This window comes from Actinacidiphila oryziradicis, from assembly GCF_005047355.1.
GTDB lineage: Bacteria > Actinomycetota > Actinomycetes > Streptomycetales > Streptomycetaceae > Actinacidiphila > Actinacidiphila oryziradicis.
This window is the reverse complement of sequence record NZ_SUMC01000028.1, coordinates 1-25723: the sequence shown is the minus strand read 5'-3', so window position 1 is coordinate 25723 and position 25723 is coordinate 1. Positions and strand designations below refer to the sequence as shown.

Below are 25723 nucleotides of genomic sequence, written 5' to 3'. Positions count from 1 at the left end.
ACGGGCGGTGCCGCCGAAGTCGCCGGCCTAGGCGTGCCGATGGCGTGCAGCACTCCGGTGAGCGAGATCGCGGGCGAGGCAGCCGTCGGGGCCGACGCCGAGCCGTTCGGTCACACCCGGCCGGATGCCCTCGATCAGTACCTCGGCCCGGTCGATCAGCCGCAGCGCGCGGTCCCGGCCGGCCGGCTCCTTGAGGTCGGCGGCGGGCCGTTCGACGCGGACGACATCCGCACCGAGGTCGGCCGGCAGCTCAGCGCAGCGGATACGGCTGGCGCCGTCCAGGGCGATGGGCGGGGCGATGGGCGGGGCCATGCCGATGCCGGCGACGTTCGACGGCCATCCGCGCGGATATCCGGAGGTAGTCCTCCGATACGCGTGTAAGGTATGACCTTGGAGTGGTGCTGGTGAGGCCATTCTGCTGTTCCGAGCTGCGGCTGACCGGGAATATTCGGAGTACGGCATCCGGTTCCTCTGGGAAAATCAGTCCACAGGTGGGGCCGAAGCGGAGGGCGACATGAGGGAAGCACCCTTGCTGGAGCAGGGCGGGGCGGAGGAAGCCGGATGACCACCCTGATGTCCGGCGGCCCCCACCCCAGCCACCCCCGCCCACACCGCCGGGCTCGTGCGCTCGCCGTGGCTCTCACCGTGTGCGTGGACGGCGCCGCTGTCGCCCTCATCGCCAGCCGTCATCTGCCCGCCGCCATAGCCGGCGCCGGCCTGGCGGGCCTGGGCTGGGTGGCCGCGGAGCACCTTCCCCGCCGCGAAACCCCGGTGACCGACGGTGACGGCCTCTCCCGGCCGATCCCACCGGTCACGCGCGCGTCGGGCCGATGACGGAAGTCGGCGAAAACCGTGAAGACGGTGAAGTGGCCACGTCAATCGAACGGCGGCGACGGCTGACCCTCGAACTGCTGCTGGTCTGTGCCATCGGCCTGGTGCCGTGGACGGCCCTGCTGGCGCTGACCCTGCCGGCCCAGTACCAGGTGCACGAGTGGCGGGTGACGTGGGTCGGGTTCGACATCCTGATGGTCGTGGCCATGGCGGCCACGGCGATCTTCGGCTTGCGGCGTCGCGGCCGCCCCGCCGCCATGTCCGCCCTCGCGACAGCTGTACTGTTGATCTGCGATGCTTGGTTCGACGTATCGCTCGCCTTCGGTACGCCGGGCATCTGGGTTTCGGCCGCTTTGGCGGTGTTCATCGAGCTGCCACTCGCCGCCTTTCTCGTCCATCGCGTGCATGCGTTGATTTGAAGAGCCCAGTGGTGCAGGTAAACGGAGGTTTTACTCCGAAACGAGTAAGATGGAGACATGAGCCATCAGTCTCCGGAATCCGGCCGCACCGGAGTGCGCCCCTGCCGCACACTGCGGGCAGACGCCGAGCGCAATCGCAGCCGTCTGGTGGAGGCCGCTCAGGCCGTCTTCGCGGAGTCGGGTCTGGATGCCCCGCTGGAGGACATCGCTGAGCGTGCCGGAGTCGGGATCGCGACGCTGTACCGCCGCTTCCCGAGCCGCGAGGAACTGATCGCGGCCACCTATGAGGCCAAGATGAACGAATACGCGAAGGCCGCCGAGGAAGCGCTGGATGCTCCCGACGCCTGGACCGGATTCACTGGTTGCATCGAGCGGATCTGTGCCATGCAGGCCGAGAATCGCGGCTTCACCAACGCGGTCACCATGGGACTGCCGTCCTCGGAGGAAATGAAGGCACTGAAGGACCGGACGAAGGGCGCCATCGACGCGGTGGTGCACAGGGCGCAGGAAGAGGGCGTCCTGCGTGAGGACTTCGTCGCGGAGGACATCACCCTCCTGCTGTTGGCCAACGCGGGCGTCCTGCGGGCCACCAGGGACGCAGCGCCGCACGCCTGGCGGCGTCTGATCGCCTATCTGCTGGAGTCGTTCCAGGTCCAGGGGGACCGGTCAGGACCGTTGCCGGCGCCGCCGACCGCCATACAGATGAGACGGGCCATGATGGCCTACAAGGCACAGGCCTCGCGGCCCGAGCAGGTCGAACCGGATGATTGCGAGAATGAGGACTCCCCGGTCCCGGTCCCGGCGACAGGTGCTGTGATCTGAAACACGGGAAGTCAGGAAGCGCGTCCGGCGGAGCCGGGAACTAAACGGAGGTCGTTGTCCGTATGAGCTGCGGAGCCTTGGGCCGGACGGTCCGCCGCCCTTACCAGGAGGGCCCTCCACCTGTGACAGGAGGCGACGTGTGCAGCGAAGACGTCCTGCCGCCCGGCACGGCCACCCGGACGTCGGAGTCGGCCGGGTGAGTGCGTGATACCCACGGGGTTCGTGGATTCGATCGGTGTGTGGGCCTACGTGCTGGTGTTCGTCCTCACCATGGGCGAGACCAGTGTCTTCATCGGACTCGTCCTCCCGGGCGAGACGCTCGTCCTCTTCGCCGCGGCCCTGGCCGGCGGCGGCCACCTCAACCCGTTCGGCCTGGCCTTTGTCGTGGTCACCGGCGCCATGGTCGGCGACTCGGTCGGCTACTGGGTCGGCCGCTGGTATGTGCGCACCCCGGCCGCCGAGCGGCTGCGCCAGTGGGCCGGGCGCCGTCGCCTGCCCGGACGGCTGCGGGACCGCTTTCCGCTGCGGAGCGGTAACGAGCGGGCGCACGACTTCCTGCGGCGCCATGGCGGCAGTGCCGTCTTCACCGGGCGCTTCGTGGGCTTCGTACGGTCCTTCCTCCCCTTCGCGGCGGGGGCGGCGGGCATGCCCTACCGGAGGTTCCTCCCGTACACCATCGCCGCCTCGCTCATCTGGGGCACCGGGAGCGTCGCGATCGGCTACTCCCTCGGCGCCTCCGCCGGCGCCCTGCTGGACAACGCCGGTATGGCTGCGGTGGTGGGCGTGGCCGCGGTCGCAACGGTGGCCTTCCTGGCGCACCGGTTCCACCGCCGCCGGGGCCAGGCGGCTGACTTCCGGCGGGCCAGGCGTTCCGTGGCGTCCTCCGTACTTGCCGACGAGGTGCCCGGGACGCTGCAGCCGGACCCCGCCGCCGTGCACCCGGGCGAAGGCGCCGAACGGCTGCCCGGCGGGCCGTAGGCCCCGTCTGACAGATCCCGTCCGCCCCGCGATGCTCCCCCGGCCTGGCGGCTGGGAGGTGCACCCAGGCACGCACGCTCGCTGCGTTGTCGAATCGCCCGATTAGCCCGGCTACGAGGACGACGCCGATTTCCCCCAGACTTCGTCCGGGGGTGCCCCCACCGCCTTGCGATCGCACGCACCAGCCGCCGCGGGGGGCGCCCTCCGGGCGGGTCGGCCGGGCCGTGGCGGGACGTGCTACCCGCCGGCGTCGTGGACGGTCAGCATGGGCGGAATCCGATCGTCAGGGTGACGGGGCGGGCGATCAGCTCGTACTGGGGCTGGACCCGTGGCCCGCAGGCGCCGCTGCCGATGCCCTGGTGCGCGGCGTCCAGGTTGACGTACACGCGGGGGTGCGGGCGCAGATCGGTGGTGTGCCGGGCGTTGTCGAGATCCGCGCTGGTCCAGCGCCGCACGGTCAGGTCTACGTACGGGCTCGCGGTGATGATCAGCCCGCCGCCCGCGCGGTCCGTCAGATGGGCCCGGCGCACCTCGCGCCGGTTGCCGTTCTCCTGGGGAAGCACGTACGGCGTCTGCAGCTCGTCGACGTCGGCGCTGAAGCGGCCGACCCGGACGGCCGAGGTGGTGTCGGAGTAGGCCTCGCCCGGACCGAGCCCGAACCAGTCGACCGTCTCGATGCTCTGCGGCAGGGCCATCCGGATGCCGATGCGCCCGAGTGGGCACGGCCAGCTGCCCACCGGCTTCGCGGTGAGGGTGAGCCGGAGCTGCCCGGGGTCCTCGGCGTCGGTCTCCCAGCGGTATTCGGTCCGCATGGCGAAGTCGGCGCCGGCCGGGGCGGTACGGGTGACGACCTCCAGGCCCGTGTCGTGGGGCCGGACGCCGAGGACCCGGTGTTCCAGGCGGTCGAGGCCCGCCTTGCGCCACGCCTCGGCGACCGGGCCGCCCCAGGTGCGCAGGTCGTTGTCGGTGGGGGCGCGCCACAGGTCGAGGCGGGGGCCGTCCGTCCGGAGGCCGGCGAGGCTGAGCAGCGTTCCGGAGACGGCGTCGAATACCGCGGGTCCGAGGGCGTACTTGTCACCCGTGCGGACCGGCGCCAGCGGCCGGCCCGTCGGCGGGGCGGCGGCCTCGGGGCCGGCGAGCGCGGCCTGGGCCCAGGCGATCTCATGCCCGGCCGGCGCCCAGGGCTCGTCCCGGGCGAGCTCGGCGGTGACCGTGACCCACCGCTCCTCGCCCTCCTTCCGGGCGGCGTCGCACAGCGTGGTGAGCGCCTCGGGCCAGGGCAGCTCCGCAGCGGTGCCCGCGGCGACCGGCGGTACGGCGAACTCCGCGTCCCCCTGGAGCTGCCCGTCGTCCTCGACCCTCCAGCAGAACCGCAGATGCGCGGTGTCGAGGGTGTGCAGGTGGCTGCGGACCCGTACGGTCCGGGCGGTGGTGTCGACGGTGATCCTGACCGGCTCGACGGCTTTCTTGTACTCCGTGAGACCGGGCGAGGGGGTGCGGTCGGGGAAGACCAGGCCGTCGCAGACGAAGTTGTCGTCGTGCACCGGCTCGCCGAAGTCGCCGCCGTACGCGAAGTGCTCGCGGCCGTCCGGGGTGCGGCGCCGGATGCCGTGGTCGATCCACTCCCAGACGAAGCCGCCGTGCAGCCGGGGGTGGCTCTCGAAGAGGTCCTGGTACTCGCTGAGGCCGCCGGGGCCGTTGCCCATGGCGTGCGCGTACTCGCACAGGATGAAGGGCATCGCCCGTCGCCTGGCGTCCTGGGCCGGGTCGCGGGTGACGACGTCCTGCCGGCGGCCGATCAGGCCCAGCTCGCCGTACTCGACATACATCAGGCTGTAGACGTCCGTGTAACTGCAGTTGTCGTCGCCCTCGTAGTGGAGGAGCCGGTCCGGGTCGCGGCCCTTCGCCCACTGCGCCATGGCCTCCAGGTTGGAGCCGTGGCCGGCCTCGTTGCCGAGGGACCACATGATGACGCACGCGTGGTTCTTGTCGCGTTCGACCATGCGGCGCATCCGGTCCAGGCACGCCTCGCGCCAGCGCCGGTCGTCGCTCGGATTGCCCTCCCAGCCGACCAGCCCGAAGCCGTGGGTCTCCAGGTCGCACTCGTCGACGACCCACAGCCCGTACTCGTCGCACAGATCGAGGAAAGCGGAGTCGGGCGGGTAGTGGCTCGTGCGTACCGCGTTGATGTTGTGACGCTTCATCAGCAGCACGTCGGTGAGCATGTCCTCGTGGCTGAGGGTCCGCCCGGTGTCGGGGTTCCACTCGTGGCGGTTGACGCCGCGGAAGAGCAGCGGCCGCCCGTTGGCCAGGATGAGGCCGTCCCTGACCTCGATCCGGCGGAAGCCGATCCGCAGCGGGATCCGCTCGCCGTCGGTCACCAGCTCGCCGTCGTAGAGCCGTGGCTGCTCGGCGGACCAGGGGTCGAGCCTGCGTAGGCGGTGCGGTCCCGCCGGATCGGCGTCGGTGATACCCAGCTCGGGGACGGTCAGCCGGGCCGGGGCTTCGGTGTGTACGGAGAGTGTGCCCTGCCCGGTGAGGTGGTCGTAGTCGGCGTGGACGAAGAAGTCGGCGAGCGTGCCGGCCGGCCGGGAGACCAGGGCGACGGGGCGGAAGATCCCCGACAGCCACCACATGTCCTGGTCCTCCAGGTAGCTGCCGGCCGACCACTGGTGCACCCGGACCGCGAGGATGTTGCGGCCGGGCCTGAGGGCGTCGGTGACGTCGAACTCGGTGGGCAGCCTGCTGCCTTTGCCGTCGCCGAGGAGGCTGCCGTTGAGCCAGACGGCGAAGCAGGAGTCGACGCCCTCGAAGCGCAGCAGGGTGCGCCCGCCCGGCCACTGCCCGGGGAGGGTGAACTCCCGGCGGTACTCACCGGTCGGGTTGGCGTCCGGTACGTGCGGCGGGTCCAGGGGGAAGGGGTAGATCTGGTTGGTGTAGGCGGGCGCACCGAACCGCGGTTCGCCGGGCAGTCCGTCCAGCTGCCAGTTGGCGGGCACCGCGATCGTCTCCCAGCCGCTGTCGTCGAAACCGGCGGCCTGGAACCCCTCGGCGGCCTGCGGCAGGCCGGCGGCCAGATGGAAGCGCCACTGGCCGCTCAGGTCCAGCACGGGGGCGTCCGAGGTGAAGGCGGCGCGGGGGGCCTCGCGGCCGCGACCGGGGGAGAAGCTTTCCAGGTAGTCGTGCGCGATGGGCTCGCTCATGCAGTTCTTCCTCTGGGGGTGGTGGGCCGTACGGGTGCGGGCCCGCCCCGCGCCGTGGCCGGACCGTGATCGGGCAGCGTTGAAACGTTGAAACGTTGAAACGTTGAAACAGGGTCAGGCTTTCGGCGCAGCCGCCGTCATCCGGCCGGCGGCGCGGAACTCGCGCGGACCAGGACTTCGGGGCTGAGGAGAGTCAGGGAGGGGGAGGGGGGCTGGTTCTCGGCGATCCCGCGCAGCAGCAGTCCGGTGGCCTCCTGGGCCATCCGCCGCTTCGGGAGGGCCACAGTGGTCAGCGGCGGATGGGCGTGCGCGGCCTGCGGAATGTCGTCGATTCCGACGACCGAGACATCCTCTGGCACCCGCAGGCCGTTGTGCCGGACCGCCTCCATCACTCCCAGCGCGATGGCGTCGGTGGACGCGAAAACGGCAGTCGTGCGGTCGGCGGTGCGGTCGGCCGAAAGCGCCAGCAGAGCCGCTTCGTAACCGGACTCGGGAGTCGAATCGGGGATCGCGAACACCGAGTCGTCGGTGACAACGATGCCGTCCTCGGCGAAGGCCCGGTGGGCGCCGCCGACCCGTACGCGGTGTGCGGGCAGCTCGGCGATCGACACCAGGCGTTGGTGGCCGAGTTCCCGCAGGTGGCGGCCCGCCAGATAGCCGGCTTTCTCGTAGTCGATGGTGACCACGGGCAGCGTGTCCGGCGGGTCGATCTCCCAGGCGCACAGGGCGACCGGCAGTCCGTACTCGCCAAGCAGCGGCACATGCTCGCTCAGGTCGAAATCACCGGCCACCAGGAGCGCGTCCACCGAGCGGTTGGAGAGGGTGGCCAGGTGGCGCCGGGCGCGCTCGCCGTCGCCCCGGGTAGTGGCAAGGAGCAGGTGGTAGCCGTGCTCCTCCAGCAAGGTCTCCACCACTTCCACCACCTCCGAGTAGAACGGGTTGGCGATGGTGGGCACGATGAAGCCGATGGTCATGGTCGTGCCGGTGGCCAGGCTCCGGGCGACCAGATTCGGGGTGTAGCCGAGCTCGGCGATGGCCGCCTCGACCTTGGCCTTGGTCTCGGCGCTGACGATCGCGCGTCCCCGGACGACATTGGAGACCGTCTGCTTGGTGACTCCGGCCCGTCTCGCGACGTCGAGCATCGTCACCATCGGTCGCCACCACCCTTCATTCATTTGACCGGTAAAAATCCCTTGCGGCGCCGGACGCTAACAGGGCTTTTGTGTGCAGTCAAGGGGCGCCGCAGGGATCTCCGACCTGCCATGTACCGCCGGTGAGGGAAGCAAGGTACGCACGCCCTCTTGACGCACCCGACACACGTAGTTAACGTCCAGCATCGCAGCTTTTACCGGTCAAAAGCCGGGCTGTTCCTACTCCCCTACGCACGATGAAGCATGTTCCCGTCCGGCCCGACGGGACGATCCAACCGACATCACTCCGGGCGGCCCGCCGTGTCGGCAGGCGCACTGCCCGGAGACGCACGGCCTCGACGATGTGAACGCCCGGCGACGGCAGACGCCCGGCGGCGAACGACGAGCCCGGATGCATGCCGGCATGCCGGCCGCTCTGATGACGGCGCCACGCCACGGCCGCCCTCCTGAGCACCGATTCCCCGCCGCCGTTCCGGTCGCCGGTGCCCTCGCTCCCCGAGAACCCCCCCGAATAGCGAAGCAGTCCTGGCAGTCCTGAAACAGCCCTGGAAGGCAGGCAAAAACATGTGGTCCACATCTGGTGCCCCGATGACTCGTCGTCGGTTCCTCGTGACCTCCGCAGGTGCCGCTGCGGCGGTCACCGGGGGCGGTCTGCTGTCCGGCTGCGCCGGCTCGGTCTCCGGCGGCAGTTCGGGCGGCGGCAACAAGACGCTGACCATCATGATCGGCACCACCGAACTGGGCCTGCCCGCCGAGATCAAGGCGGCCGAGAAGGCGCTCGGGTTCAACATCAACATCGTGAAGTACGACATCACTCGGCTCACCGCCATGATCACCGCCGGCAGCCCGCCGGACCTCGTACGCGGCATGGGCGCAGTGGACACCCCGTACCTCGCGGCGCACGGTATCGCTCAGGACCTGGACGACTACTTCGCCAAGAGCAGCGTCATCAAGGTCAGCGATCTGGACCCGGTCAACGACGTCTGGCGTTACGACGGCAAGAAGCAGGGCACCGGACCGCGCTACGGCATGGTGAAGGACTACTCCCAGGACTCCATGATCTGGTACAACACCGCACTGTTCGACCAGGCGAACGAGTCCTACCCCAGCGACACCATCCCGCTCACCTACGACGAGCTGTTCGAAAAGGGCAAGCGCCTCACGCAGAGCGGCAAGAAGACCAAGGTGTACGGGTGGAGTTACGCCGGCAACACGCAGAACTTCATGTCCATGTTCGCCTCCCTCGGAGGCAGCCTCTTCACCGATGACTTCTCCGCCGTCGACTACTCCAGTCCGGAGGGGATCAAGATCCTCACCTGGTATCTGAAGCTGGCCAAGTCCGGTATGACCCCGACCGTCGTGAACCCGGACCCCAACGGCTGGGACTGGCCCAACTTCGACGCCAACCGGATAGCGGTCGCCACCGACGGTTACTGGTTCGGCGGCAGCGTCAACTCCGACAAGAAGATCGCCGCGATCTCGCGCTTCGCCCCCGCCCCGCAGTTCGGCACCAAGCGGACCAGCAGCTGCTACAGCGCGACCGGCCTGTGGATGCCCAAGGCGGGCAAGAACAAGGAGTTGGCCTGGCAGGCCTTCGAGTACTTCCTCGGCGGCGTAGGCGCCAAGACCCGGGCGAAAAACGGCACCGGCATCCCCGGGCTGAAGTCGCTGCGCCCGCTGCTGCCGCAGGCCGAGCCCTTCCAGAAGCAGGCGTACGCGGTGCAGCAGCGGGAACTGCCGTACTTCTCGGTGATCTCCTTCACCCCGTACGCCAAGTGGGACGCACTCGACGCCGTGGTCAACCAATACCTGCCCGCGGCGATCAACGGGACCGTCTCGGCGGGGAAGCTGGCGGACCAGCTCAACACGGGGATCAACAAGCAGCTCTCGAACAACAAGAAGTTGATCAAGTGAGCACCGGCCAGCTCGCCGGGGCTTCCGCCAATCCCGCAGGCACCACCGCGTCCGCCAGGCCCGCGCGGGTGACCACCGGCCGTCGCACCGGTCGGCGGGCCGGCCGCCGAGGGGCCCGCGCCCGCCAGCAGTCCCGGGTCTTCTATCTGTGCGTCGCGCCGTGGTTTCTCGGGTTCCTGGGCCTGACGCTGTATCCGCTGGGATACGCGCTGTGGCTGAGCATGACGGACTCCGACGGCATCTCGCCGCACTCCAACTTCATCGGTCTGGGCAACTACAAGGAATTGCTTTCGGACCCGGTGACCCGCGACTCGCTGCTGCGGACCGGTGTGTTCGTCGGGGCTGTCGTGCCGCTCAGCCTCATCGCAGGACTCGCGCTCGCGGTGCTGCTCAACCGCCCGATCCGGGCCCGGGGCGTCTTCCGTACGCTGTTCTACCTCCCGGCGGTCTTCCCGCCGATCGGTGCGGCGATGGCTTTCAAGATGCTCTTCAACCGTGACTCCGGCGCCGCCAACGGCGCCCTCGGATTCGTCGGCATCAACCCCGTCACCTGGCTGGCCGACCCGTACGCCCGGTACGTGCTGTTCATGCTCACCATCTGGGGCTGCGGAAACTCGATGATCATCTCGCTGGCCGGTCTGCAGGACGTACCCAAGGAGCTGCACGAGGCCGCCCGTCTCGACGGCGCCAACGCCTGGCAGGTGTTCCGGCGGATCACCGTCCCGCTGCTGTCGCCGGTGCTCTTCTTCCAGGTCGTCACCGGCGTCATCTCCGCCCTGCAGAGCATCACGCCGCTGCTCCTGGCGGCCAACCCCAGTACGGCCGGGGTCACTTCGGTGCCGCAGGGGGACTACCTGTACATGATCAACGTATTCGCGCAGTACCTCGCCTACGGACGCTTCGGCTACGCCTCCGCGCTGCTGTGGGTGCTGTTCCTCATCATCCTCGCCATCACCGCAGTGATCTTCAAACTGAGCTCGGGCGCGGTGTTCTACAGCTTCGAGCCGGAGGCCAAGAAATGATCTTCGCTCGCCGCAGCGCCATCTACCTGATCCTGGTGGCGCTGGCCACCCTGTTCATCGGCCCCTTCGGCTGGCTGATTATCACCGCCCTCAAGAGCAGCTCCGAGCTGACCGCCTATCCGGTGCACTGGCTGCCCGCCTCTTGGCAGTTCGGAAACTTCTCCAGGGCGCTCAACTTCATCCCCTTCCTCGGCTACGCCAGGAACTCCCTGATCATCGCCACCATTTACTCGGTGCTGATCACCATCAGCTCGGCCTGGGCCGGCTTCGGGTTCGCCCGGCTCACCGCGCCGGGCAAGAAGGTGCTCTTCGGCGTACTGCTGTCAACGATGATGATGCCCGCGATGATCACGCTCATCCCGACGTACATCATCTTCGCCAAGCTCGGGATGATCGACACCTACTGGCCCTGGGTGCTCTGGGGACTTGCCGGCGCCCCCTACCTGATCTTCCTGTTCCGGCAGTTCTTCTCGAACATGCCGCAGGAGCTGGAAGAGGCTGCGATCGTCGACGGGTGCGGTTACGGCAGGATCTTCTGGCGCATCTTCCTGCCGCAGTCCTGGCCGGTGCTCGCCACCAGCATGGTGTTGTCGTTCTCCTGGAGTTGGGGCGACTACATCGCGCCGTCGCTGCTGCTCAGCACGGACCGCACCACGCTGGCCGTCGCGGTGGCCACCCAGTACACCAACCCGGCGAACGACACCCCGGTCAACGAAGTCATCGCGGCCGGCTCGGTCCTGTACATCATCCCGGTCCTGGTGCTCTTCCTGATCCTCCAGCGCGGCTTCGTCTCCGGGGTCGCCACCTCCGGGCTGAAGTGAAAGGAAGACACCCGACATGTACGTGAACCATCCGCGCGGCCTCGAACGGCGCTGACGCCGGAGCTGTCCGCCCGCGCGGCATACTCCACGGGCCCCGGCACCCAGGTCGGCAACCTCTACGGGGCGCTGCACGCGCGCGGCGTCGCCGAAGGGCTGCGCGAGGCGGGCCGGGACCGGCCGCTCAGCCTGGTCCGCTCGGCCTGGGCCGGCAGCCAGCGCCACGGCGCCGCCCTGTGGTCCGGGGACATCCCGACCACTTTCGAGTCGCTGGCCCAGCAGGTACGGGCCGGGCTGAACGTCGCGATGAGCGGCATCCCGTGGTGGAACACCGACATCGGCGGCTTCCAGGGCGGCGACCCCAGTGACCCCGCCTACCAGGAGCTGCTGGTCCGCTGGTTCCAGTACGGCACCTTCAGCCCGATCATGCGACTGCACGGCGACCGTAAGCCCAACTACCCCACCTTCTCCACAGACATGACCGGCGGGCCGAACGAGGTCTGGTCGTACGGACAGGAGGCGTACCCGATCCTGGCCGGACACCTGCGGCTGCGCGAGCGCCTCCGCCCGTACCTGCTGGAACTGTCCGAGGCGGCACACCGCACCGGCGCGCCGGTCATGCGGCCGTTGTTCTTCGGCTTCCCGGGCGACGACCACGCCTGGAGCGTCGACGACCAGTTCCTGCTCGGTCCGGACATCCTTGTCGCACCGGTAACCGAGGCGGGCGCCCGTAGCCGCTCCGTCTACCTGCCGTCCGCAGCCCGCTGGACCGACGCCGTCACCGGCACTGTCCACCAGGGCGGCACCACCTTCGACGCGTCAGCCCCGCTGGAACACCTTCCCGTATTCGGCCGCGAAGGCGCCGCCGTCGCGGCCGCGTTCCCCGAGTGACTGAAGGCCGCCCGTGCACCGCGCCACCCTCACCATCGACCCCGCCCTGACCGTGGCCCAGGTCAATCCCAGGCTCTACGGATCCTTCGTCGAGCACATGGGCCGCTGCGTCTACACCGGAATCTACGAACCCGGCCATCCCGAGGCCGATGAGGACGGGCTGCGCCGCGACGTCCTCGACCTGATCCGCGAACTCGGCGTCACCATGATCCGCTACCCCGGCGGCAACTATCTCTCCACCGCCCGCTGGGAGGACGGCGTCGGGCCGCGCGAACAGCGCAAGAAGCGCTTCGACGTCGCCTGGCGGTCCATCGAGACCAACGAGTTCGGCCTGGACGAGTTCATCCGCTTCGCCCGCAAGGCCGGCGTGGAGCCGATGATGGCCGTCAACCTCGGCACCCGGGGTGTCGAGGAGGCCCTGGACCTGCTCGTTTACGCCAACCACCCCTCCGGCACCTACCGTTCCGAGCAGCGCGCGGCCAACGGCTCACCGGAGCCGCACGACATCCGCATGTGGTGCCTCGGCAACGAAATGGACGGCGGCTGGCAGCCCGGCCACAAGACCGCGCACGAGTACGCCCGGCTGGCCGCCGAGACCGCCCGCGTCATGAAGATGTACGACCCGGACCTCGAACTGGTGGCGTGCGGCAGCGCCCACAGCGCCATGCCCACCTTCGGCAGCTGGGAGTCCACCGTCCTGGAGGAGGCATACGAGCACGTCAGCCACATCTCCTGCCACCAGTACTACGCCGAGACCCCCGATGACCTGGCGTCCTTCCTGGCCGGCGGCGTCGACCTGGAGTCACTCATAGAAGGGGTCGTGGCGACCGCCGACGCGGTCCACGCCAAGGGCCGCCACACCAAGCGGATCAACCTCTCCCTCGACGAGTGGAACGTCACCTTCCGTACCAACGAGATCTTCGGGGACATCGAGCCCTGGCAGCGGTCCCCCCGGCTGATCGAGGACCGCTACACCGCCACCGACGCCGTGGTCGTCGGCAGCATGCTGATCGCCATGCTGCGCCACGCCGGTTTCCGGGACGACAGCTCGTTCATACCCGTCACCTCCTGGGCCTGAGCCCCACCGGAAAGACCGCCGCCGCCCGTGAACCACGGGCGGCGGCGGTCTTTTCCGCGGAGTGCCTCAGCTGACGGTGAAGTCGCTGTAGTCGACCTCTCCCGCGGTGCTGGAGGAATGGGAGGAGGTGAAGACGCCCGCGTCCTGGGCCGTGGCGGCGGAGTTCACGGTGGCGGTGCCGACGGCGGTCCAGGTGCTGCCGTTGGTGGAGTAGGAAGCGGCGTAGGAGGTGCCGGTCCGGACGAGTTTGAGCCAGGTCGGGTAGGCCGTGGTGCCGTCCGTCTCTATGTTGCTGTCCACGGCGCCGTTGCCGTTGCTGTCCCACTGGAGGGCGACGCCGTGGCCGGGGGTGACCGCGAGGATGAGGTACCCGGCCGAGGTACCGGTGCCGGTGATGTCGTTGCGGACCATGATTCCGGACTTCGTCCAGACGTTGGTGCTGTCCTGTGAGGTCACCGCCACCGTGACGGTCGAGCCGTCGGTGACCGCACCGGGCAGGTAGATGGAGCTGTACTCGTCGTCGGTGACCCAGATGTCCGCCCCGGCGCCCAGGATGGCGAGGTCGGTGCCCGACTGGCCGTAGACCGGGGTGGGTGAGGTCGCGGAGCTGAAGGTCTTGTACGGGTCCTTGACCGGCTGGCCGAGTACCGTGGTCGCGCCCTGGGTGACGGTGATGTTGTCGAAGACCGTGGTGTTGAGGGCGAAGGGGCTGCGAGAGGTGACGGCGAGCCCCACGTAGTAGGAGGCCTTGCCGAAGGCGGCGATCGTGTCCCGGCCGATCACCGACCAGGTGGTGCCGTCGGCGGAGGTGGAGGCGGTGAACTTGTTGCCGCTGCGCTCCAGCCGCAGCCAGGTGGGGGTCGCCACACTGGTGCCGCTGCCGCTGGTCGTTGAGGTGCCCCCGGCCACCACCTGGCGCCGTACGAACTGCTTGACGCCGGTGTCGCCGCTGCTGTTGCTGGTGAGGATCGCCCCGGCCATCTGGCCGAACGGCGACAGCGACTGGGCCATCAGCAGACCCACCTGGTCGTTGGTGCCCGCGTTGGCCCGGCTCGCGACCCTGGCTGTGAAGGTGATGTCACCGGTGGCCGGCAGGTAGGCGTACTGCGCCGTCATGCCCTGGCCGTTGACATTCAGGTCGGTCCCGGCGCCGCGCACGGTGAAGCTCTTGTCCGTGGCGTCGTAGCTGGTGCTGCCGGGGGTGCGTACGGAGACCACGCCGTGGATGCCCAACTGCCTCTCGTCCAGGACGTAGTCGCCGATGTCCTGGTACGACCAGGGGGCGGGCGGCGGCGTGCCGACGGTGAGCCCCAGCGTGGCGGTGTCGGTGCCAGTGGCGTTGGACGCCGCGATCCGGACGTCGAAGTCCCCGGTGGCGGTGGGGGTTCCGGAGATCAGGCCGGTCGCGGCATCGACGGCCAGGCCGTCCGGCAGACCGGTGGCATCGAAGGACGCCGGGGCGTTCGACGCACCGATCAGGTAGGCGAACGGTAGGCCCGCGTTGGCGAAGGCGGTCGGCGCGCTCTTGACCGCGGGCGCGGGCGGCGTCGGCATCGTCGCGCTGACCTGCGCCGAGTCGGGGCCCGCCCCGCCCACGTTGGTCTTCGCGACCACGTAGGAGTACGTCGTGCCCGGCACCCCGGTCGCGTCCGCGTAGCGGGTGTGGACGCCGAAGCCCACCGGGCCCACGTCGGTCGCGATCACCTCGTAGGAGCCGCCGGCGGCGGCGCGCTTGACGGTGTAGCGGCCGGACAGGTCCGGATCGCTCCAGGTCAGCTCGATCGCGCCGGTCCCGGCGGTCGCCGCCAGGGACGTCACGGTGCCCTCGGGCGCCGGTACCGCCCACAGCGTGCTGGACTTCCGGGTCACGGTGACATTGTCGAAGGTGGCCGTACCGGTCTCCGCGTACGACTGCGGGACACCCAGGCACGAGCAGTGCGCCAGACCGGCGTAAATGGTCGTGCCGAGCGCGAGTTCCGTGGAGCCCACCTCGGTCCAGGTGACGCCGTCCGACGAGATCGAGCCGGTGAACACGTTCTTCTTCCGCTCCAGCCGCACCCAGTACGGCATGCGCATCCGGTAGCCGTCGCCCGCCGCCTCGACGTACGGGGCCGTGAGCGGGGTCGCCGAGTCCGGCAGCGTCCCCAGATTGGAGATCGGGTACGCGGCCGCCGTCGAGATCGCCGTCTGCTGCGCGGGCGGCACCGGAGTGCTGCCCGTCGCCGAGGTGCTCGCGCCGGAGGTCGCCCGGGTGGTCCACACCCCGCTCCAGGCGGTCAGCGTCAGGCCCTGGATCAGCATCGCCGCGTGTGCCGAGCCCGCCGTCAGCGAGTCGCGCATCATCACGCCGACCTTGGAGTACTGCGAGCTGAGCGGATGGACCACCCGCGTGGTGATCACCCCGTCGCCCTTGAGGGACACCGAAGCGAAGCGGAAGCTGTCGCTCGTCCCCGCGATGTCCGCGCCGCTCGCCTCGATCACGAACCGCTCGCCGTCGAAGGTGGTAAGCCCCGCCGCCTGGACGGAACCCACGTTCCGCGACGACCACTTGACCGGCAATCCGGCCGTCGCGCAGGCCACCATCGACGCCGGGCTGGTGCCCATGTCGTTCGACGCCGAGACCGTGTAGTAGTACGTCTTGTCGATGCTCACCTCCAGGTCCTCGTACGTCGTGGAGGTGAGCCCGGCGGCGATCGTCTTGTACGTCCCGTCGAGGCTGGTCGCCCGGCGCAGTGTGTACGTCTTGGCGGCGGCGGCGCTGGCCGGGTCCACCGAACCCACCCAGGCCAGCTCGACGCCGTCGGCGCCGTTGCCCGCGGTCAGCCCGGCCGGGGCGCCGGGCGGCACGGCGGGCACCGTCCCGGCCGGGGCGTCGCGGGCGTAGGCGAGGGTGCCCCAGGACGGGTGGTCCTGGTCGTAGCCCTCGATGAACCGGGCTCCGGCGGTGCCCCGGAAGACCGCCTGCTCGGTGTACGGCGCCGACAGCCCGAGCACGGTCACGTAATGCGCGTAGGCGATCTCGAAGATGGGCCGGGAGACCCCGCGTACCAGCGTGGTGACGGCCGTCTTGATGTACTTCCCGGTCTTGTCCAGGTCCGCCACGAAGGGCACATCGTCATGGCCCAGGTTGTACTTGGCGTCGTACTCGTAGCCGGCGAGGATGCGGTTGCCCGCGAAGCCGTAGAGGTCGACGCCCTGGTTCCACGCCACTTGGGCGGCGTTGGCGAGCAGCCCGAGGGCCAGCTGCTCGTGGGTCTGGTCGCGGCCGCTCTCCTGGCCCTGCCCGGTGGCGTTGATGATCCGGTTCCTGATGGCGCCGTTGCCCGCGCCCGCGGCGGCGTAACGCACCGCGTCCTCGAACATCACCCGGTCGTCGCAGAAGATGCCGATGGCCATGACGGTCTGGATGATCCCGGTGTCCCAGCCGCCGTTGGCGAAGAGGGCATAGCCGGACTGCGCCTTGTACCAGACGTCCCGCAGCGAGTCCCGGCAGCGCGCGATGTCCTCGGCCGCCCAGCCGGTGTAGCCGCTGTACCGCAGGATCTCCGCCGCGTTGACGAACTTGAACCCCTGGAGGGACGCACCCAGTTCGCCGTCCGCGCCGGTGAGGCCCTGAAGCGTCCTCGACCAGATGTTGATGATGTCGCGAGCCTTGTCCGCGTACCGGACGTCCTGGGTGATGTACCACATCAGGGCGTTCTGGTACGCGGCGGCGGCGTCGCTCGGCGCCTGGTCCTGGTAGTTGTACGGGCCGCGTCCCCAGGTGGTGATCTGGCCGGTGTTCTGTGCCGTGTAGTCGTAGGAGGAGCGGCCGTCGGCGGCCAGTGCCTGGTAGCCCGCGTAGACCGGGTCCTGCTTGGCCGCCACCGCCGATCTCATGCGGTCCAGGTCCTCCTGGGTGTGCAGGATTCCCGGGTGGGCGAAGGCGAAGCCCGCGACCGACTGCTCTACGGGCTGGCCGGCGTATGCCGTGCCCGGGGCCAGCAGCGAGCGGGTGCCGGTGGCCGCGAGTACCACCGCGGTGGTGCCCAGGAAGGTGCGGCGGCTCAGTGAGTTCGTCACGGCTCAGCTCACCACCAGCGTGAGGGTCCGGGTGCCGGTGCCCACGGCGTTGGTGGCGCTGAGGATGACGGAGGAGGTGCCGGAGCCGGCCGGCTGCCCGGATATCACACCGGTGGCTTTGTCCACGGTCAGGCCGTCGGGCAGCCCGGTGGCGTCGAAGGCGTACGGTACGTTGGCGGCCGTGATGGTGTAGCCGAAGTCCGAACCGGTGCTGCCCGTCGTGGAGTCCGCGCTGCTGATCGCGGGCAGCACGGAGGCGAGCGAGGCGCCGGAATCCACGAACTTCAGATTCGTGACGTGCTCGTTGGTGTACATCGGGACGAAGTCCGAGGTCTTGTACCAGGGGGCGTGCCCGTCGGTGTCCGAGACCAGGGTCCCGTTGATGACGAGATTCTCGAAGGTCACGTCCTTGATGCCGTGGTCCGCGTCGTAGCCCACCATGTGCGCGGTGGAGGCGTGGGTGCCGGTATAGCTGAGGTTCTTGACGTAGACCATCTCGATGCCACGACCGGCCGAGGTGTTGTACGACGTGTTGAACATGACCCGCATGTTGATCAGCTGGCCCCACCGGAAGTCCTCCACCCGGACGTCCTCGATCCGCACATTGCGGACCAGGTTGCTGTCTCCCGGGTTCAGCGCGATGCAGCCCTGGTAGTCCAGCTGCGGTTCGCGGTGGTCGAGGATGTCGAGGTTGGAGAAGGTGAGGTTCTCGATCGTCTCGGGATTGTCGGTGTTGCCGTGGGTACCGACGTTGACCGGGTGCGCCACGTCCGCCCAGAGGCTGGAATTCTTGACGACGATGTTGCGGGTATCGCCGTAGTAGTCCCAGCGGTGGTTGTAGATGGCGATGCAGTCGTCGGAGTTCCGCATGAACACGCCGTCGATCACGACGTCCTTGCAGCAGAAGAGGTCGATCCCGTCGCCCCAGGTCGTCGCGCTGAGCCCGCGCATGTTCCGGATGGTGAGGTTCTGCGCCTCTCCCGCGGTGACCGCGTACCCATAGGGGAACATCATCGTGACCCCGTCGATCACGATGTTCTTCGAGGAGTTGACGGTGCAGCCGCCGCCTTGCGAGTTGTAGATCAGGCCCCGGCCGACCAGCTCGGCGTTCTCGACATCCTGGAAGATCACCCGGGACTTGAGCACCGCGCCGCCCGCCAGATAGACCGTCTTGCCGCTGGGAACGGTGACCGTACCGTCCGAGGTGGTGTGCACGCCGGGGCCGAAGTAGATGACATCGGGGTCGTCCGCGCTCGGCGGGTTCGTGTCGATCGCCCCCGCGAACAGCTGGAGATTGTCGAAGAGATCTCCGTTGACCTCGACGGACAGGTTCCGCGGTTCGGTCAGGGTGAAGGTCACGGTGTTGTGCTTGTGCACCTTGTGCTCGATGCCGTACGAGAGCGGGCGGATTCTCGCCGAGGTGATCCGGTCGGTGGTGTAGGTGACCGAAACCTCAACCTCGCCCGAGAAGTCGAAGTAGGCCATGGACGAGTTCTGGTTGGTACCGCTGCCCGTTCTCGGATCGATGGTCATGAACTTCGCCAGATAGGTGGAGACCGCCTTCCATTTGCCCCCGGGCGTCCGCGCTTTCACGGCGAAGCTGGTGTTCTGCGCGATGCCGTCCGGGATGGCGTACGTCACCAACTGGTCGGCGGGGTCGGCCGATGCCTTGGCGGCAGCCGCCTGCGCGGGGCTCGCCAGGCTGGACGCGTAGCTGGTGGCGGCTGTGACGCCGGCGGCGTACAGCAGTGTCCGGCGCGACAGTCGTGGGTCAGGGATGTTCATTGGATGTCCCTTCGTCAAGTCGGTGTGCGTACACGGTGTCGCCAGTTGCGCAGCGAGGAACCTGCTGGTGAACCGGCGGACACGCCGGCCGTCCCCGACGTCCCGCGGAGCGGGCAGGGCTCATCGCAGAAGGAGCGCGGGGGCGCAGGGGATCGGGTGTCGGGCCGTCAGACGTAAGCGCAGCACGGCTTTTGACCGGTCAAAGCTGCGAGGCTGGACGTTAATCACGTGTGTCGGTTGGGTCAAGAGGGTGTGCACGAATGACTTTCCGGACCGGCGGGACACGCGGGGCCAGAGCCTGACAGGCCCCCTTGACGCGGTTCGTGGCCGCTGTTAGCGTCCAGCGCCGCAAGGGTTTTTACCGGTCAAATGAGGATGGTGTCATCCGGTGGTGACCATGCTGGACGGGGCGACGCGGGCAGGCGTCACCGAACGAACCGTCTGCAACGCGGTGCGGGGCACGCGGTCGGCCCGGCGCCGGTTCATGATCCGCCGGAGGCGCTAGCGTGGAAGGCATCCCGTCCGTCCGCTCCCAGAGGATTGCCATGCGTATCGGTCTCCAAGTGCCCAGCTTCAGTTACCCCGACGGCCCGCAGGCGATCGGCCCGGTCTTCGGCCAGATCGCCCGGGACGCCGACCAGGCCGGGCTGCACAGCCTGTGGGTCATGGACCACTTCTTCCAGATCCGCGGGGTCGGCGAGCCGGAGGAGCCTATGCTGGAGGCCTACTCGGCCCTTTCCTACGCCGCCGCCCTCACCGAACGCATCACCCTGGGCGTCTTGGTGAGCGGCGTGGTCCACCGGTACCCGGCTGTCCTGGTCAAGACGGTCACCACGCTGGACGTGCTGTCCGGTGGACGGGCCTGGCTGGGCATCGGCGCGGCCTGGAACGAGGAAGAGTGCCGGGCGCTGGGGATCCCCTTCCCGCTGCTGGCGGAGCGGTTCGAGCGCCTGGAGGAGACCCTGCAGATCACTCACCGCATGTGGTCCGGCGACCAGAGTCCGTACGAGGGTACCCACTACCGGCTGGAGCGCCCTCTCAACTCCCTGCCCCCGCTGCGCCGCCCGCACCCGCCCATCCTGATCGGCGGCTCGGGGGAGAAGAAGACCCTGCGCCTGGTCGCCAAATACGCCGACGCCTGTAACTTCCTCGGCGGTCCCGCCGAGCTTCTCCACAAGCTCGATGTATTGCGTGAGCACTGTGCCCGGGAGGACCGGCCGTTCGAGGAGATCGAGAAGACCTCGACCTCCCGGCTGTCGCTCGACTCCTCCGTCGGCGAGATCGTCGACGGCCTCGGGCAGTTGGCGGAGCTGGGCTTCGACCAGGTGATCCACTCCCTCGCCGATGTCCGCGACCCGCGGGCATCGGTCGCACTGCTCGGCCAGGTCGCCGAGGAGGCCGGAAGCTGGTGACATCGGGGCGGTGCCAGGTTCATGACCGGGCCGGTCTGCTGGACGCCGAGCAGGCCGGCTAGGCCGGCCCCACTGGAAGACCGCGACGACTGCGCTGAGCGCGGCGGTGACGGAGAGCACGAAGCCGACCGCCGCCTTGAGACGGGTGGCCCGTTGCCGGCCGGCCGCGGCCGGCCGGCAACGGGCCACCCGTATGGGGTCAGGCCAGACCGACCGACTTCAGCCAGGCCTGTGCGACCGCGAGCGGGTCCTTGCCCTCGGCCTGGACCTGGGTGGCGAGGGAGAGCAGGGCGGTGGTGTCCAGCTTCGCCGAGAGGGTGTTGAGGGCGTCCACTCCGGTCTGGGGCAGTCCGGACTTGTAGACCAGCGGGATCACGTTCTCGAATCCGAAGAGGTCCTTCGGGTCCTGCAGGGTGATGAACTTGTTCGCCGAGATGGCGGGGTCGGTCGTGAAGATGTCGCCCGCCTGCGTGCTGTTGTTCTTCAGCGCCGCCAGGGTCAGCGAGCCGCCCGCGTCCAGCGCCTTGAAGGACTTGAAGGTCACGCCGTAGACCGACTTGAGGCCCACCAGGCCCTGGTGCCGGGTCTGGAACTCCGGCGAGGCCCCCATGACCAGCTTCGGGGCGACCGTGGCGAGGTCCGCGATCGAGGAGCTGGCGGTGAGGTTGTACTTCTTGGCGGTGGCCGCGTTGAGAGTGACGGAGTCCTTGTCCTGGGCGGCGGCCGGCTTGAGGACCGTGAGCTTGGAGTCCAGCTTGGCGGTGATGGCGGCGTCGGTGGTCTCCACCGTCGTCGGGGTGGCCTTGGCGTCGAGGTAGGCGAGGAGCGCGCCGTTGTACTCCGGCAGGACGGTCAGGCTGCCGTTCTTGATCAAGCCGTAGGTGGTCTCACGGCTGCCGATGTTGGGCTTGTAACTGACCTTGAGCCCCTTGGCCTTGAGCGCCTCGCCGTAGATGTCGCCGAGCAGGATGCTCTCGGCGAAGTTGTTCGATCCGACGACGATTGTCCCGCCCTTGGCCTTGGTGGGAGAGAGCGGGTCCGACTTGCCGGAGGAGGACGAAGAGGAGCAGCCCGCGACCAGCGAGGCGGCGGCGCTGGCGGCGAGAGCGGCGGTGGCGATGCGGCTACGCCGACTGCTGGTTCGGGTGTCAGTCACGATTCCCATTCCGGGGTTTTGATGGACAAGGCGGAGCTGTCGGCTCGTCGGCGCCCCCGCGCACTCCGCAGGGACCGGCCGCCATGACTTCTTTCTTCAACCGATACTGAACGATCACGCCAGGCCGGTGACAGGGTATGCCGCACCTTGTAATGAATTCTTGACTCGGTGATCAGTTCGAACGGTCCGGCACCCGGTAGTCTCCCGGAAAGTCGGGCATCCGGAGCGGTTGCGACCGCTTTCGTTCGAATGTTTCGGAAGTGTTGCCGAGTGTCTGCCACGAGCACAGCGATACCGCTGGACGTTCCGGCGAAAGCGCGATGTGCTGGTCATCGTGCCCATCACGGTCATCGCCGTGATGCTCGCGTATGCGGCCGTGAGCCAGGTCGGCAGGGCGCGCTCCGCGGCCGCCTCCGCCGTCCTCAGCGCCGCAGGCGCCCCGGGCGGGCGGTCAGCGCCTGCGTACTCCCGGTGACACGGCCAACCGGCCGACCAGCGCGAACAGCGCCAACGTGGCCAGCGCGAGGGCGACGACAAGTGTGGCGCCGCCCACGACCTTCTCGTAGTTGCGCTGGTAGAGACCGTCGACGATGAACCGCCCGACCCCGCCGAAGCTCACGTACGCGGCGATGGTGGCGGTGGAGACGACCTGGATCGCCGCGGACCGCAGACCGCTGAGGATCAGCGGCAGGGCGACGGGGAGCTCGACCTGGAAAAGGATCTTCGCCGGGCGCATGCCCATGCCACGTGCGGCGTCGACCGGCGAGGGGTCCACGGTGCGCACGGCCTCATAGGTGGTCACCAGGATCGGTGGGATGGCCAGCACGACCAACGGGATCATCACGGGCGTCAGCCCCAGGCCCAGCAGGACGAACATCAGCACCAGCAGGCCGAAGCTGGGCAGCGCCCGGCCGGCGGTCGCGATGAGGGCCAGCGCGTTGCCGCCACGGCCGGTGTGCCCGGTGACCAGGCCGACCGGCAGTGCGATCCCGGCGGCGATGGACATCGCCAGCAGGCAGTACTGGATGTGCTCCCACACCCGGGTGGGTATCCCGTCATAGCCGTGCCAGTTGGCGCTGTGGCTGAAGAACGACTGGATGAAGTTGATGATGTTCACTGGGCGCCCTCCGGGACCGCCTGGACCGTACGGGTCCGCCGGGTACGGCGGCCCGAGGGGAGCCAGGGCGTCAGCAGCTTCCCGCACAGGACGAGCAGGGCGTCCGCGGCGATCGCCAGGACCGCCGTGGTGACCACCGAACTGACCGCGAGGATCGGGCGGTGGTAGAACATCGCGTCCGCGAGCAGATTGCCCAGTGCGCCCTGGTTGCCGATCAGCGCGCCGACGCTGACCAGGCTGATGCTGGAGACCGTCGCCACCCGCAGCCCGGCGAAGATCGCCGGGACCGCGATCGGCAGCTCCACCTGGGCGTACCGGCGGATGGGCCCGAACCCCATCGCGGTGGCGGCGGCCTGGGTCTCGGCCGGCACGGACCGGACTCCGTCGACGATGGCGGGGACGAGGACCACCAGGCTGTAGAGGGTCAGCGGGATCATCACGGTGATCTCGCTCTGACCGGTGTAGTCGATCAGGATGACGAAGAAGGCCAGCGAGGGGATCGCGTACAGCACAGTGGTGACCCACAGCACGGGCTGGTAGAGCCACCGGAAGCGCATGCAGAGCTGCCCGACCGGCAGCGCGATGAGGAGCCCGGCCAGCACCGGGATCAGCGCCATCTCCAAGTGCCAGGCGACCAGCCCGGCATAGCTGTGCTGAAGGTCGCTGGGCATGTCGAAGAAACCGTTCATCCGGTGACTCCGGCAGACTGCTCGTCTTCGTGGGCGGCCGCGTCCGCGCTCTGCTTGTGTCCGCCCTGCTCATGCTCGGCGTGTGCCCGGCGGATCGCGTCGGCGATCGTCTCCTGCGAGGCGACGCCCATGACCCGCCCTTCCTTGTCCACGGCCACCGCCCAGCCCGTGGGGGAGAGCACCGCGGAGTCCAGCGCGGCGCGCAGCGAGTCCCGGCCGGGCGCGAACGGACGCCCGTACGGGACGAGCGTTTCATCGCCGGCCGCCCGCTCCACCGGGTCGGCCCAGCCCAGTGGGCGGCCTTCGGTGTCGGTGACCATGACATACGGGATGCCCGGAGTGGCGCGGGCCGTCACCTGGTCCGCGGTCGAGTCGGCCGCGACCACCGGTTCGGGGTTGATCTCCAGCCCGGCGGAGGTGAAGAACGACAGCCGCCGGATGCCCCGGTCGGCGCCCAGGAAGTCCTCGACGAAAGCGTCGGCGGGCGCCGCGAGCAGCTGGTCCGGCGGCGCGAACTGGGCGAGTCTGCCGCCGGTGCGCAGTACCGCGATCATGTCGCCGATCCTGATCGCCTCGTCGATGTCATGGGTGACGAAGACGATGGTCTTGCCGAGTTCGGCCTGAATGCGCAGCAACTCCTCCTGGAGCCCCTTGCGGACGACGGGGTCGACGGCCGAGAACGGCTCGTCCATCAGCAGCACGGGAGGGTCGGCGGCCAGCGCTCTGGCCACCCCGACCCGCTGCTGCTGGCCGCCCGAGAGCTGGTAGGGATAGCGCTTGGCCATCGACGGGTCCAGGCCCACCCGTTCCATCAGCTCCATCGCGCGGGTACGCGAGCGCTGCCGGTCCCAGCCCAGCAACCGGGGCACGGTCGCGATGTTGTCCACGATGGTGCGGTGCTGGAAGAGGCCGGCGTTCTGGATGACATAGCCCATGGAGCGGCGCAGGGCGTTGACCGGCTGCTGCTGGATGTCCCTCCCGTCCAGCAGGATCGTGCCGCTGCTGGGCTCGATCATCCGGTTGATCATCCGCAGCGTGGTCGTCTTTCCGCAGCCCGACGGCCCGACAAGCACCGTGATCGAACGGTCCGGAATCTCCAGCGACAGTCGGTCGACCGCCTCGGTGCCGTCAGGATAGCGCTTCGTAACAGCGTCAAAACGTATCAAAGCGAGCAATACCCTTCAGGGTGGGGCAACCGCGACCAAGAATGGCTGTTGAACGCGCAAGCATACATTGATGCGCGGAGTTTAGACTGCACCGATTATGGCTGGATACGGGCTCCGGGCACCGTTCACGCCGATGTCACAGCTGTGGACTGACCGATTGGGCGTGGCGGAAGACCTGACGTGGGTCCCACAGGCTCTTGGCGTGTTCCAGGCGAGCGTAGTTGTCGCCGTAGTAGAGGCTGTGCCAGGGGTGGGGCTGCTGTTCGGATCCGGGGGAGTCGTGGCCGCCCAGGTCCCGGTCCGGGTAGTTGATGTAGCGGCCGTCGGTGTTGGGGCCGAAACCACATGCCTGCCATGCCGAAGCCCGTCATTTGTGTCCATGAGACCAAGCCTAGTACGGTTGCTCACATACAGCTACGGTACAACTACTTTGTGTACCCGGACGCCCTCCAGTGCCGCGCGCTGGCAGCTGCGTTCGGGTGTGCCCGGGTGGTGTGGAACGACTGCCTGCGGGCCCGCAGGGAAGCACAGGCGACCGGACCGCCGTACGTGACTCTGGCCGCCGGACGGGCGGACAGGCTAAACGCCTCGCAGAGCGCAGGTAAGACCAGGACGAAAATCCCGGCACAGCGCGTTGAAGCAGGAAGCCACCAAGACGGTCACAAGACCGTGGCAGGAATCCCCGGTCTGGCAGACCGGGGAGCACGTCAACCGGCCTGCCCGCGTTTCACGCACGTGTAGGCACCGTAGAGGGAGCCGGTGTAATCGGCCTCGACGATCTCGAAACCGGCCGCGTCGAGCATCGGCTCCAGCAGCCAGCGGAAGGTGCTGTACTCGGTGCGGAGATGCTCGGCGTAATCCTCGCGGGTATACCCCAGGGCGGGGGTGCGACGCGAGGTCGCACGTTTGTGAGTGAGTACACCTTTGGAGGTTCGACGATGTCGATGGTGTAGATCCTGATCAGTGTCCATGTGATCAGTCCCCGCCCCGACGTGCGCTGCTGGTAACGGCAGGGTGCGGAGCTCGGGGGAAAGCCAAAGGGCTCCCGTTCCATTCGGGAGTTACGGGCGAGGGGAAGACCGGACGGGTGAAGGTGACTGAACCCTTGGATGATGTCTCGTGACTGAGGATGCCTTTCGATGGGTTGTTTGAGTTGGGCAGTAGGGCTGGCCGCTGAGAAGCGGCAGGTGCCGGGCGGGCCACTCCCGT

The 25723-nt window shown here is 68.7% G+C and carries 21 protein-coding genes and 1 pseudogene; 11 read left to right on the top strand and 11 right to left on the bottom strand.

Features of this window, described 5'->3' with window-relative positions:
• Positions 1-66: 66 nt before the first annotated feature.
• A pseudogene (locus FCI23_RS26415) lies at positions 67-312 on the bottom strand (CoA transferase); the annotation flags it as partial.
• A gap of 249 nt (positions 313-561) precedes the next feature.
• Here FCI23_RS26415 and FCI23_RS26410 point away from each other — a divergent pair.
• From FCI23_RS26410 to FCI23_RS26395, 4 genes are all read left to right on the top strand, one after another.
• The gene (locus tag FCI23_RS26410) at positions 562-834 is read left to right on the top strand and encodes a hypothetical protein (protein WP_136726429.1); all 273 of its coding nucleotides are present in this window, start codon (positions 562-564) and stop codon (positions 832-834) included.
• Positions 831-1250: a hypothetical protein gene (locus FCI23_RS26405; RefSeq protein ID WP_136726428.1), complete on the top strand. Its 420-nt coding sequence runs from the start codon at positions 831-833 to the stop codon at positions 1248-1250. The genes FCI23_RS26410 and FCI23_RS26405 overlap by 4 nt, the downstream gene beginning before the upstream one ends.
• Positions 1251-1307: 57 nt before the next feature.
• The gene (locus FCI23_RS26400; RefSeq protein WP_169316948.1) at positions 1308-2072 is read left to right on the top strand and encodes a TetR/AcrR family transcriptional regulator; all 765 of its coding nucleotides are present in this window, start codon (positions 1308-1310) and stop codon (positions 2070-2072) included.
• 222 nt (positions 2073-2294) lie between these two features.
• Positions 2295-3050 (top strand): DedA family protein, encoded by a 756-nt coding sequence (locus FCI23_RS26395; RefSeq protein WP_246144008.1) that lies wholly within the window; start codon positions 2295-2297, stop codon positions 3048-3050.
• Between the two features lie 260 nt (positions 3051-3310).
• Here the strand turns inward: FCI23_RS26395 and FCI23_RS26390 are convergent, their stop codons facing one another.
• Together FCI23_RS26390 and FCI23_RS26385 are read right to left on the bottom strand one after the other, a co-directional pair.
• Entirely contained in the window at positions 3311-6253 is a 2943-nt protein-coding gene (locus tag FCI23_RS26390) for a glycoside hydrolase family 2 TIM barrel-domain containing protein (RefSeq protein WP_136726427.1), read from the bottom strand.
• Between the two features lie 137 nt (positions 6254-6390).
• Entirely contained in the window at positions 6391-7404 is a 1014-nt protein-coding gene (locus tag FCI23_RS26385; protein ID WP_136726426.1) for a LacI family DNA-binding transcriptional regulator, read from the bottom strand.
• A gap of 588 nt (positions 7405-7992) precedes the next feature.
• Here FCI23_RS26385 and FCI23_RS26380 point away from each other — a divergent pair.
• From FCI23_RS26380 to FCI23_RS26360, 5 genes are read left to right on the top strand one after another with little or no spacing between them, the layout of a single operon-like run.
• The gene (locus tag FCI23_RS26380; RefSeq protein WP_136726425.1) at positions 7993-9318 is read left to right on the top strand and encodes an extracellular solute-binding protein; all 1326 of its coding nucleotides are present in this window, start codon (positions 7993-7995) and stop codon (positions 9316-9318) included.
• Positions 9315-10340: a carbohydrate ABC transporter permease gene (locus FCI23_RS26375; protein WP_211265485.1), complete on the top strand. Its 1026-nt coding sequence runs from the start codon at positions 9315-9317 to the stop codon at positions 10338-10340. Before FCI23_RS26380 ends, FCI23_RS26375 begins: the two co-directional genes overlap by 4 nt.
• Positions 10337-11161: a carbohydrate ABC transporter permease gene (locus tag FCI23_RS26370; protein ID WP_136726424.1), complete on the top strand. Its 825-nt coding sequence runs from the start codon at positions 10337-10339 to the stop codon at positions 11159-11161. Before FCI23_RS26375 ends, FCI23_RS26370 begins: the two co-directional genes overlap by 4 nt.
• Positions 11162-11212: 51 nt before the next feature.
• A complete protein-coding gene (locus FCI23_RS26365; protein WP_407646031.1) occupies positions 11213-12049 on the top strand; it encodes a glycoside hydrolase family 31 protein in 837 nt (278 codons plus the stop codon).
• Positions 12050-12062: 13 nt separating this feature from the next.
• Complete coding sequence (locus tag FCI23_RS26360) at positions 12063-13127, top strand: alpha-N-arabinofuranosidase (protein ID WP_136726423.1); 1065 nt, start codon at positions 12063-12065, stop codon at positions 13125-13127.
• A gap of 66 nt (positions 13128-13193) precedes the next feature.
• Here FCI23_RS26360 and FCI23_RS26355 read toward each other — a convergent pair whose 3' ends face one another.
• Positions 13194-17189, bottom strand: coding sequence for a putative Ig domain-containing protein (locus FCI23_RS26355; RefSeq protein ID WP_246144007.1), 3996 nt, complete (start codon positions 17187-17189; stop codon positions 13194-13196).
• 3 nt (positions 17190-17192) lie between these two features.
• A complete protein-coding gene (locus FCI23_RS26350; protein WP_136726422.1) occupies positions 17193-18974 on the bottom strand; it encodes a glycosyl hydrolase family 28 protein in 1782 nt (593 codons plus the stop codon).
• Positions 18975-19519: 545 nt separating this feature from the next.
• Between FCI23_RS26350 and FCI23_RS26345 the strand changes: the two genes are divergently transcribed.
• Positions 19520-20386 (top strand): LLM class F420-dependent oxidoreductase, encoded by an 867-nt coding sequence (locus FCI23_RS26345; protein ID WP_136726421.1) that lies wholly within the window; start codon positions 19520-19522, stop codon positions 20384-20386.
• Positions 20387-20585: 199 nt separating this feature from the next.
• On the opposite strand, the gene FCI23_RS26340 is transcribed toward FCI23_RS26345, so the two are convergent.
• From FCI23_RS26340 to FCI23_RS26320, 5 genes are all read right to left on the bottom strand, one after another.
• A complete protein-coding gene (locus tag FCI23_RS26340; RefSeq protein ID WP_246144005.1) occupies positions 20586-21542 on the bottom strand; it encodes an ABC transporter substrate-binding protein in 957 nt (318 codons plus the stop codon).
• 451 nt (positions 21543-21993) lie between these two features.
• Positions 21994-22659 carry an ABC transporter permease gene (locus FCI23_RS26335; protein WP_136726419.1) on the bottom strand — a complete coding sequence of 222 codons (666 nt, stop codon included), beginning with the start codon at positions 22657-22659 and terminating at the stop codon, positions 21994-21996.
• The gene (locus FCI23_RS26330; RefSeq protein ID WP_136726418.1) at positions 22656-23348 is read right to left on the bottom strand and encodes an ABC transporter permease; all 693 of its coding nucleotides are present in this window, start codon (positions 23346-23348) and stop codon (positions 22656-22658) included. Before FCI23_RS26330 ends, FCI23_RS26335 begins: the two co-directional genes overlap by 4 nt.
• Positions 23345-24514 (bottom strand): ABC transporter ATP-binding protein, encoded by a 1170-nt coding sequence (locus FCI23_RS26325; RefSeq protein ID WP_136726491.1) that lies wholly within the window; start codon positions 24512-24514, stop codon positions 23345-23347. The genes FCI23_RS26330 and FCI23_RS26325 overlap by 4 nt, the downstream gene beginning before the upstream one ends.
• A gap of 136 nt (positions 24515-24650) precedes the next feature.
• Positions 24651-24827, bottom strand: coding sequence for a BBE domain-containing protein (locus FCI23_RS26320; RefSeq protein WP_136726490.1), 177 nt, complete (start codon positions 24825-24827; stop codon positions 24651-24653).
• Between the two features lie 32 nt (positions 24828-24859).
• On the opposite strand from FCI23_RS26320, the gene FCI23_RS62445 reads away from it, so the two are divergent.
• Positions 24860-25255 carry a helix-turn-helix domain-containing protein gene (locus FCI23_RS62445; RefSeq protein ID WP_322973896.1) on the top strand — a complete coding sequence of 132 codons (396 nt, stop codon included), beginning with the start codon at positions 24860-24862 and terminating at the stop codon, positions 25253-25255.
• Here the strand turns inward: FCI23_RS62445 and FCI23_RS58365 are convergent.
• On the bottom strand, positions 25222-25485 hold the full coding sequence (locus tag FCI23_RS58365; protein WP_211265484.1) for a hypothetical protein: 264 nt from the start codon (positions 25483-25485) through the stop codon (positions 25222-25224). The two genes, FCI23_RS62445 and FCI23_RS58365, sit on opposite strands and share 34 nt — an antisense overlap.
• Positions 25486-25723 lie beyond the last annotated feature (238 nt).